Raw genomic sequence first — 3,005 nt, forward strand, 5'->3', positions numbered from 1 at the left:
CCTCGGTCACCGTGCTCGTGGATCGGGATGTGGTGATTTATTGACCCGGACAGAAAGCCCAGCCTCCTATCTCGAGCGATATCTCGATCCGTTCCGCGACCTTCTGCGGCGCGACGACGTGGTCGAGATCGCGGTCAACCCGGACGGCAAGGTCTGGCTCGAGGTCGCGGGCGACGCCACGATGCGCCACGAAGGCCAGACCGTGGATCGCACCACCGCCCTCAACATGGCCCAGACCATCGTCGGCGACGCCAAGGCCCGCGTCTCTGAAAAGAACCCGCTCGTGTCCGGCAAGGTGGAATATGCGGGCCGCCCCCTCCGGGTCCAGGTCGCCGTGCCGCCCGCCATCGACCGCGGTGCCTCGATCACCATCCGACTTTTCGCCTCGGGCAGCGTCCGGGACTACGCCCCGGCCTATCTCTTCGGCAAGGCCGTCTCGCTCGATGCGCTCCGCGCCGAGAAGATGAAAAACATCGCCAGTCTCGCAGAAGAAAACCTCGAGGTCGCGCTGCAGACCCTCGTCGAGGCGCGGCTCAACGTCCTGATCAGCGGCGGCACCTCGACCGGCAAGACCACTTTCGCCCGCCATCTTCTGACCCATATCACTGAGCACGAACGCCTGATCACCATCGAGGACGCCTTCGAGCTATTCCCCGCCCAACCGAACACCGTCGCCCTCCTGGCCGACCGCGGAACCGGTTCGCAACGCAGCGCCAATGCCCTCCTTCAGGCCTCCCTCCGCATGCGCCCCGACCGGATCATCGTCGGTGAGTTGCGCGGGGCCGAGGCCCTGACCTATCTCGAGGCCATCAACACTGGCCATGGTGGGTCGGTCTCCACGATCCACGCCGAAACCGCGGAACTCGCCATCGACCGGCTGGCGATCATGGTGCTGCAGGCCGGCACACCGCTGACCTTCGCTGAAGTGCGGGAGTACATCCGGAAATCCATTGATGTGATCGTGCAGCTGGGGCGGGCCGAGGGCAAACGGGGGATCACTGAGTTCTATCTGCCTGGAAGCAGAAACCAGCCGCCGCCTTGAGGCTCGTTAGCAGAACTGGGTCTCCGGAACCATAATGCGTGGGCACTGCTGATGTCATAGTACTTTAGGCGGTTTCGGCATCTTTCCCCGTCGAAAACGGAACAATCTTGCATAGCGAACACAGGTTCACTCGCGGCTCAGCCTTACCCTCAGTCAATCTTTCAACTGAAGTTTCCTTGCCGGCCATCAGGTCTGAAACCGCCAACATGAAAGCATCCTTGTCGGCTGCTTGCATCGCTCCACGGGCACCTTCAAATCCGCAGTTCAACGCCGCCGCCGCTTGCCCTCTTCGAAGTGCGTCAGAGATTAACCTCGGCGTCCAGGATACAGGGTTCATACTGCCCTGGTTGCCAAGTTCACTCAACAGTATTGCGGTACACCAATCACCTGAACCTGCCGCATCAAGAAAATATGGCGCCTCGAAAGCATCAAGTTCGAACCAATCCCAGCCAAGGCGAAATTCCAAGCCTCGCGGTCCTAAGGTTTGAATGATGAGATTTGGCCCAGTGAGATCACGGATTTCATTGATGTGACCGAGCCTATCTTCGGCAAACTTTAGGACGTGACAAACATCTATTGCCTTTTGAAATTGGCTCTCATCCCCTATGGAAGACGGCTCAAAGAGGACTAGACCTCCACTTTCGCGTACCCAAGAGGCAAGCTTCAGGGCGCTCGGAGACACGCGGTCAAAGAAAAAGATATCGGGAACGCAATCACTATCCAATACCGGCTGGATTTGTCGGATCGTCGTTGATCTGAACCTTGGAAGCCAACCGCCGCAATCCGGGCAAGTCAACACATAACGATGTGACCTGTGGCCTTCAGCATCTACCTTGAATTTCTGAACGACAACTGGCGTGGAGACCGACTGTTCTTGCCATACAAAGTCAGTTTTAACGCCGTCGAACTGAAGGTCGTGAACAACGAAGTCTCCCGGTTCATCACATCCAAGTCGCGCCACAGGAAACGAATCCCAACCCAGCCAGCTCAACAAGGCCATAACATTCCCGCACGAACCGCCTGCCGAAGCAAAGGTCGCCTCAAGGCCCTCCACAACATCCATGGCCACGAAGCCTGTTCCCATGGCCCGTAACCCGATGGCTTCCTGTTTCTTGTCGTCGATCATCGTTCCCAGTCCCCACGAAGCCACATAGATGAGAGCTGGTACTCCGTGTCTGATTCTATGACAGGATCGGAGTAGTCTGCTGTTTCTACATACAAAACACCCACTGACATACGATCTCCTGCGATAGCCCCGTACCTATGGTCATAGCACGCCAACAAGGCGCCGACCGATAAAAGCTTGGAAGATAATGGTGACACGAAAGCCTTGCAACCGCCAAGTTCGCTCAGTGCCCGCCGATACCGGTGACGTCCGACATCTAAATTACGTCTTGGCCGTTTTTCGACCCTAATGATTCCAATGACTTAGGTCAATACGCGACATTTGCAAATCCGCCTTCCGACACCCCAAATGCGCTCTGAGACACCGCAAATGCGTTCTGCCTTGCCCCCCTGCCCTGCCGGGTTGAGCGTTAGGCACAAAAAAACCGCCCCGAGGGGCGGCTTCTTTGTAACCGCCCGATTGATACCGCGGTTTAGGCGTCGGGCGCCCAGTTCCACGGGAGCAGTTCGCCGAGCCGATTGATCTTGTGATCGTGGATGCGCTCGAGCAGATCGGCGAGCCAAGCCTGCGGGTCCAGCCCATTCATCTTCGCGGTCTCGATGAGTGTCATGGCGCGGGCAAGGGTTTCTCCGCCGCGGTCCGAGCCGGCAAAGAGCCAGTTCTTCCTTCCGATGCCGATTGGGCGCATGGCGCGCTCGGCGGGGTTGTTGTCGATGCCGGTGCGTCCATCCTCGAGGAACAGCTCGAAGGACGGCCAGCGGGACAGCCCGTAGCGGAACGCCTTGGCGAGGTTGCCCTTGCCGGGAATACGAAGCAACTGGGCTTCGGCCCACGCCT

General features: G+C 58.6%; 3 protein-coding genes. 1 reads left to right on the forward strand and 2 read right to left on the reverse strand.

Going from position 1 to position 3,005, the window contains the following annotated elements; all coding sequences use genetic code 11:
* The first annotated feature begins 103 nt into the window (after window positions 1–103).
* Window positions 104–1,042 carry a P-type DNA transfer ATPase VirB11 gene (gene virB11, locus A3764_RS16600; RefSeq protein WP_172720912.1) on the forward strand — a complete coding sequence of 313 codons (939 nt, stop codon included), beginning with the start codon at window positions 104–106 and terminating at the stop codon, window positions 1,040–1,042.
* Between the two features lie 64 nt (window positions 1,043–1,106).
* Here the strand turns inward: virB11 and A3764_RS16605 are convergent, their stop codons facing one another.
* The gene (locus A3764_RS16605; protein WP_067267214.1) at window positions 1,107–2,168 is read right to left on the reverse strand and encodes a carbohydrate kinase family protein; all 1,062 of its coding nucleotides are present in this window, start codon (window positions 2,166–2,168) and stop codon (window positions 1,107–1,109) included.
* Window positions 2,169–2,640: 472 nt separating this feature from the next.
* Window positions 2,641–3,005: IS66 family transposase (locus tag A3764_RS16610; protein ID WP_150122249.1), on the reverse strand; the 365-nt coding region annotated here is incomplete at its 5' end.

Source organism: Sulfitobacter sp. HI0129, from assembly GCF_001635395.1.
In the GTDB taxonomy this organism is placed as follows: domain Bacteria; phylum Pseudomonadota; class Alphaproteobacteria; order Rhodobacterales; family Rhodobacteraceae; genus Sulfitobacter.

Bases quoted from the DNA above. Each gene is read 5' to 3' on its own strand.
- A3764_RS16605 (WP_067267214.1), bottom strand. From the start codon at position 2,168: ATGATCGACGACAAGAAACAGGAAGCCATCGGGTTACGGGCCATGGGA.